This window comes from Microbacterium sp. (genome assembly GCF_047607465.1).
GTDB lineage: Bacteria > Actinomycetota > Actinomycetes > Actinomycetales > Microbacteriaceae > Microbacterium.
In genome coordinates, this window is the sequence record NZ_JASGCY010000096.1 from 1 (window position 1) to 6807 (window position 6807).

The following is a 6807-nucleotide window of genomic DNA, read 5'->3' on the forward strand; positions in this document are numbered from 1 at the left end:
CGAACCTGGCTCGATTTCCGGTGGAAGTCGAGCCAGGTTCGCGACCGGAACGGGGTCGGGGACGGGGGAGTCGGGGGTGGGGGTTACCAGCGGAGGGATTCGTCCACGGCAGCGACGAGCCGCTGGAATCGGCCGTTCCCGTCGAGGTCGTCGAGGAGCACGGGGGTGCCATCGCCGTCAGTCAGCGGCACACGCCAGTTCGGATACTCCTTGTACGTCCCCGGCTGATTCTGCGCCCGGCGTTCGCCCACAGCATCCGTGAGCGCGACGCCCAGCAGGTATGACGGCGCAGCACCGAGGTAGCGGTGCAGGGCGATGACGGCATCCTCTTCCGAGGCGTCAGGGGCGAGGATCCAGCGCTCGCGGAGGCGTTGCAGCATCCGCTCCTTCTCGTGGTGTGCGGCCTCACGCTCCTCCTCGACGGGGCGCTCGAGAATACCCAGGCGTGCGCGCAGCTCGACGTGCTCCCCGGCCAGGTACCCCGCCGTCGGGGGCAGATCGTGCGTGGTCACAGTGGCCAGCACACCCTGCCGGTACTGCTCGGGCTGGCGGGGGCCGTCGTCGTCGTTCTCGAACCACAGCACGGAGGTGCCGAGGATGCCGCGCTCGGCGAGATAGTCGCGCACCCACGGCTCGACATTGCCGAGGTCTTCGCCGATGATCACGGCGCCGGCGCGGTGGGCCTCGAGTACGAGGATGCCGATCATGGCTTCGTGGTCATAGCGCACGTAGGTGCCGGCGCCCGGGGAGGAGAAAGCGGGGATCCACCAGAGCCGGAACAGGCCGATGATGTGGTCGATGCGCAGCGCCCCCGCATGCCGGAGGAGGCCCCGCAACAGGTCGCGCAGCGGCCGGTAGCCCTGCTCGGCGAGGACGTCGGGCAGCCACGGCGGCTGCGACCAGTCCTGCCCCTGCTGGTTGTACATGTCGGGCGGAGCCCCGACCGAGACGTAGCGGGCGTATGCTGCGGGGTTCGACCAGACATCGGCGCCGAGCGGGTGCACACCCACAGCGAGATCGTGCATGATCCCGATCCGCATGCCGGATGCCAGCGCCGCCGTCTGCGCCGCGGCCAGCTGTTCGTCGGCGATCCACTGCAGCCAGACGTGGAACGCTGCGGCGTCGGCGAGGGCGGTCGCAAGCTCCTGGGCGAGGGGGGATGCCGCGTCGTCCCAGCCTGTTGGACGCTCGTCGTGGGGGACGCCGGCGAAGTGCTCCTGCAACGCGCACCACCCGGCGAAGCGCGCCAGAGCCTCGCCTTCACGGGCGACGAACGCGTCGAACGCCTCCTGCCGAGCGGCCGATCGGGGAACGAGATGGATCAGGCGCAGCGCCTCGCGCTTCGCCGACCACACGGCGTCCCGGTCGATCAGTTCGTCGACGAGATCGGCCTCCTTCAGCGGCTCACCGAGCGCTGCGACAGCCGCGGCATCCGCACCGGCAAGGCCATCGGCCTCTTCGATGCGCTCCGGCCGGATGTACAGCGGGGCGACGAAGCGGCGGCTGGCCGGCAGATACGGCGATGGTTCGATGGGAGAGGTGACCTCTGCGGCGTGGATCGGGTTGATGAGCACGAAGTCGGCGCCGCGTCGCGCGGAGATCTCAGCAAGCTCAGCGAGGTCCGCGAAGTCGCCGAACCCCCAGGAGTCGCGCGATCGCACGGAGTACAGCTGCGCCATCAGGCCCCAGGACCGACCCCGGTTGGCGTCGCGGCTGGGAGGAGGAGAAAGCCGGTGCGGGGTGACAACGAGTGCGCAGGACTCTGTGCGCGCGGGTCGCGCAACGCCTGCGAGGTACTCGTCGACTTGCACTTCGTGCCAGCCGAGGGGCAGGTCGCCGGGAAGAGCCAGGGCCAGTCGACGCACGGTCGCGTCGTCGATGCTCCTGGACTCTTCCGTCTCCTGAGGCTCGCCGAGCTCTCGCCGCGTCCCGTCTTCGAGGACGACGACCGCGTGCGCGGTGGCGCCGTCGGCGACATGGATGCTCAGTTCGCCCGAACCCTCTCTGACCACGAGCGAAGGGGGCACGAGCCGCAGCCAGGGCTGCTCTTCGCGGGCTCGCAGTGCCGCATGCTCATCGTCGAGATCGGCGCCCATCGCGCTCAGAAGCGCCCGCAGCGTCGACGCGGGCACGCTCACGTGCTCGCCGAAGAACGACCAGTACTCGGTCGAGATCCCGTATGCCGCTGCGAGGGCCTCCAGCGTCTCGCTCGGGGCATCGGGATCAGGGGTGCGTTCATCGGGAACCATGTCGACCTCCTCGTTGACTGATCGTTCTTGACCGGGCTCTGTGACGTGGCACCGGCTGCCTGGACTCAGTGCGCCGGCGGCGTGTGCCAGATGCGGTCGATGTAGTCGCGGATCGACCGGTCGGACGAGAAGAACCCGGTGCGGGCGACGTTCAGGATCGCCGAGCGCGTCCACCCGTCTGCGTCGGCGTACGCCGCGTCGACCCGTGCCTGCGCCTCGATGTAGGAGGCGTAGTCGGCGAGCACCATGAAGCGGTCCTCATACAGTAGGTTCGACACGATCGGCTCGAACACCGAGCGGTCGCCGCCCGAGAACGCACCGGAGGCGATGAGGTCGATGGCCGCGCGCAGCCCCGCATCCGCCTGATAGAACTCGCTCGGTCGGTAGCCGCGCGCGCTCAATGCCTCGACCTCCGGCTCGCTCATGCCGAACAGGAAGAAGTGATCGTCGCCGACGAGCTCGCGGATCTCGACGTTCGCGCCGTCGTCCGTCCCGATGGTCAGGGCTCCGTTGAGAGCGAACTTCATGTTGCCGGTGCCTGAGGCCTCCTTTCCGGCGAGGGAGATCTGCTCGGAGAGGTCGGCCGCGGGAATGACCCGCTCGGCGAGGGTCACGTTGTAGTTCGGCGGGAAGATGACCTTGAGCCGCCCCTCGAGCCGCGGGTCGTCGTTGACGACCTCGCCGACCGCGTTGATCAGATGAATGATCCGCTTCGCCATCGCATACCCCGGTGCGGCCTTGGCGCCGAAGATCGCGGTGCGCGGCTGGATGTCGGACGCAGCGACCCGCCCTGAGACGACGGAATCGTAGGTCGACACCACGTGCAGCAGCTTGAGCATCTGCCGCTTGTACTCGTGCAGGCGCTTGACCATCACGTCGAGCAGGTGCCCGTCGCTGACCTCGAAACCGTCGCGCGCGCGGAGCACCTCGTTCAGGCGGCGCTTGTTGGCCGCCTTCACCTCGGCGAAGGCCGTGCGGAACTCGGCGTCCTCGGCGAACGGCTCGAGCTCCCGCAGCCGCTCGAGGTCGGTGACCCAGCCGTCTCCGATCGCCTCGGTGATGAGGCCGGACAGATCGGGGTTCGCCAGGCGCAGGAAGCGGCGCGGCGTGACGCCGTTGGTCACGTTGGTGAACTTCTCGGGGTAGAAGGCGTCGAAGTCGTGCAGCACCTTGTCGCGCAGCAGCTGCGAGTGCAGCTCGGCGACGCCGTTGACCTTGGCGCCGGCGACGGTTGCGAGGTAGGCCATCCGCACGGAGCGCACAGGATGCTCGGCGATGATCGACATGTTCCGGATGCGCATCTCGTCGTCGCCGAAGCGCTCGCGCACGGCATCCAGGAACTCCTCGTTGATCCGGTAGATGATCTCGAGGTGCCGCGGCAGCAGGCGTCCTAGCAGGTCCACAGGCCAGACCTCCAGGGCCTCGGGGAGCAGGGTGTGGCAGGTGTAGGCGAAGCACTGCTGCGTGATCTGCCACGCGGCATCCCACTCCATCTTCTTCTCGTCGACGAGGACGCGCATGAACTCGGGCACAGCGATCACCGGGTGGGTGTCGTTGAGCTGGAAGATCACGCGTTCGGGCAGAGTGGCGAGGTCGTATTCCTCGGAGAGCATATTGTCGAGGAAGTCGTGAATGGATGCTGCGACGAAGAAGTACTGCTGCTGCAGGCGCAGCTCCTTGCCCTGCGGGGTGGAGTCCTCGGGGTAGAGCACCTTGGAGATGTTCTCGGCGAAGGTCTGCGCGCGCACCGCCTCTTCGTAGTCTCCGGAGTTGAAGATGCGCAGGTCGAAGGCATCCGTCGCCACAGCGCTCCACAGCCGCAGCGTGTTCACACGGCCGTTCTGGAAGCCGGGGACCATGTAGTTGTAGGGCACCGCCTGCACGTTCCACCCAGGGACCCAGCGGGATCGCGTCACACCCTCATCGTCGTACGTCTCGGTGTGGCCGCCGTACGCGATGGTCTGCGCGTCTTCTGGTCGGGCGAACTCCCACGGAGAGCCGAGCGAGAGCCAGGCATCCGGCTGCTCCACCTGCTGCCCTTCGACGAAGGTCTGACGGAAGATGCCGTATTCATAGCGGATGCCGTAGCCGATGCTCGGCACGCCGAGGGTTGCGAGCGAGTCGATGAAGCAGGCGGCGAGGCGGCCGAGACCACCGTTGCCGAGCCCGGGCTCGACTTCGTGCTGGCGCAGGTCGTCGAGCGAGACGCCGCAGGAGGCGAGGGCGTCCCGCGCGATGTCGGCGAGGCCGGCAGCCAGCAGGTTGTTGTCGAGCTGACGGCCGAGGAGGTACTCGGCGGAGAGGTAGCAGACGCCCTTCGCCTGCGTCTGCTTCTGGCGGCGGAGGTCTTCGAGCCACCTGGCCATGAGATAGTCGCGCACGGTGTGGGCGAGGGCGAAGTACCGGTCGTTCTCGCTCGATGCCGACAGGGCGACACCGCGGTCGAAGTTGAGGTTGTGCAGGAAGTCCGCGACGAAGGCGTCTGCAGAGCTCTCCGGAGCGGTCACGGGGGCGAGGGCGAGCGGATGCGTGGCAGTGATGTTCTCGGGCACCTATAGACCGTATCGAGAAGTGTTATGCGGGCGCGTTACGAACGCGCTACGAATTCGACCGGCGACCGCGGCGCCGAGCCGTCGCGTATGCAGGGTGCTGATGCCGCGCACCCGCCGTTCGCGACGGCTCGGGCGAGCGAGGCGGGGGCGCGGGGTCGGGGGTCAGGTGCGCGACTGCCAGGCGCGCCAGAGCGCGGCGTAGTCGCCATCAGCGCGCAGCAGCTCGTCGTGGCCGCCGACCTCGACGATGCGCCCGTGGTCGAGCACGACGATCTCATCGGCGGCCGCCGCCTGGCTGAGCCGGTGGGCGATTACGAGCGCCGTGCGCCCCTGCACGAGGGCGAGCGCGGCCGCCTCCAGGCGCCCCGCATCGCTCGATCCGCCCTCGGCGGTCGCCTCGTCGAGGATCACCGCTGACGGATCGGCCACGAGCACGCGCGCGAGCGCCAGCAACTGGGCCTCGGCCGGCGTCAGCGCGTCGCGGTGCAGGCGCTCGTCGAGGCCGTCCGGCATCCGTTCGAGCATCGACGCCGCCCCCACGCTCTCCAGCGCAGAGCGCAGCTCGGAGTCGGCGGCGTCCGGGCGGGCGAGCGAGAGGTTCTCGCGCAGCGTGGCCTCGAACACGTGCACCTCCTGCGTGACGAGCATGACGTCGGCGGGCGCCTCGATCCGGCCGGATGACGGATGGTGGATGCCGGCCATGAGCGCCGCGAGCGTGGTCTTGCCCGCGCCGGACGCGCCGACCAGCGCGGTCGTCGCCCCCGCCGGCACCTGCAGGTCGACACCGCGCAGCGATGGGTGCCCGTCGACGTAGCTGTGGTCGATGCCGATGGCGCGCAGACCGCCGCCCGCGCCGTCGCCGCGCGCACCCTCATCGGAGGACGGATGCGGGGCCGGCGGAGCATCCGTCCCCGCCACCGTCACCCCGACGATGCGCGAGAGCGAGGCGAGCGCCGACTGCAGATCGTCGATGACGATGAGCAGCTCGTTGATGGGGCCGAACAGCCGGAGGAAGAGCAGCATCGCCGCCGTGACACCGCCGACCGTGCCCTCGCCGGAGCGCACGAGCAGGAACCCGACGACCAGCAGTGCGGTCATGCCAAGGAACTCGGCGAGGTTCAGCCGGGCGAAGAAGGCGTTGAGCACCAGGCGGGCGCGCATCGCCCAGCGCACGACCGCCCACGACGCCGTGCCGATGCGTCCCAGCTGCCGCTCGGCGAGGCCGTACGCGCGCACCGTGTCGATCCCGCGCAGCGCGTCGAGCAGATGCCTGGCGCGTTCGGCCATGGCCGCGCGCTCCTGCGCGTACAGCGGCGGCGCCTCGCGCAGATAGCGCCGCACGGCGTAGACGTGCACCGGAACGATCACGAGCAGCGCGAGCGCGTAGCGGGGGTCGATGAGCGCCATGCCGGCGAAGGTGACGATCACCGTGAACAGCGACCCGGCGACCGCCGGCACGACTCCCGGGATCGCCCCGGCCACTTCGGCGACGTCGTCGCTCGCGCGGGTGACGAGGTCGCCGTCGCCGGCGCGCTCCACCCGCGACTGCGGCAGCCGGAAGGCGGCTGCCACCATGTCCTCGCGCAGCCGGGCGAGCATCGACTCCAGCATCCGTGCGGCGGCGATCACGCCGATCGCCGACAGCACGGCGCCGACGACGACGGAACCCGCCATCATGGCACCGGCCGTCCAGACGACGGCGGCATCCGCGCCGTCGCAGGAGAGCGCGTCGACGATGCCGCCGAGGGCCAGCGGCGGTACAACGCCGCACGCCGCGGCCGCGATGAAGACGAGGATGACGACGGGAATGCGCCAGCGCCGACCGTTCAGCGCCCGCATCATCTCGCGGGCGACGGTGCGTCCGTCGGCGAGCGGCAGGGCGTCGGCCCCCAGAGCGCTCATGGCTTCGCCCGCATCGTCAGGGTGCGCGCGGCCACGCGGTGCAGCGCCGGCGAGCCCGTCACGAGCAGGGTGCGCCGGCCGCGGCGCACGTGCGCCAGGCCCGC

The 6807-nt window shown here is 69.8% G+C and carries 3 protein-coding genes; all 3 read right to left on the bottom strand.

Annotated elements, in window-relative coordinates; all coding sequences use genetic code 11:
- Nucleotides 1–83: 83 nt before the first annotated feature.
- Nucleotides 84–2249: a 4-alpha-glucanotransferase gene (gene malQ, locus QM568_RS14125; RefSeq protein ID WP_415139816.1), complete on the bottom strand. Its 2166-nt coding sequence runs from the start codon at nucleotides 2247–2249 to the stop codon at nucleotides 84–86.
- Nucleotides 2250–2314: 65 nt separating this feature from the next.
- Nucleotides 2315–4801 (bottom strand): glycogen/starch/alpha-glucan phosphorylase, encoded by a 2487-nt coding sequence (locus QM568_RS14130; RefSeq protein WP_415139817.1) that lies wholly within the window; start codon nucleotides 4799–4801, stop codon nucleotides 2315–2317.
- 162 nt (nucleotides 4802–4963) lie between these two features.
- Nucleotides 4964–6703, bottom strand: a complete 1740-nt coding sequence (locus QM568_RS14135; RefSeq protein WP_415139818.1) for an ABC transporter ATP-binding protein — start codon at nucleotides 6701–6703, stop codon at nucleotides 4964–4966.
- Nucleotides 6704–6807: the final 104 nt, after the last annotated feature.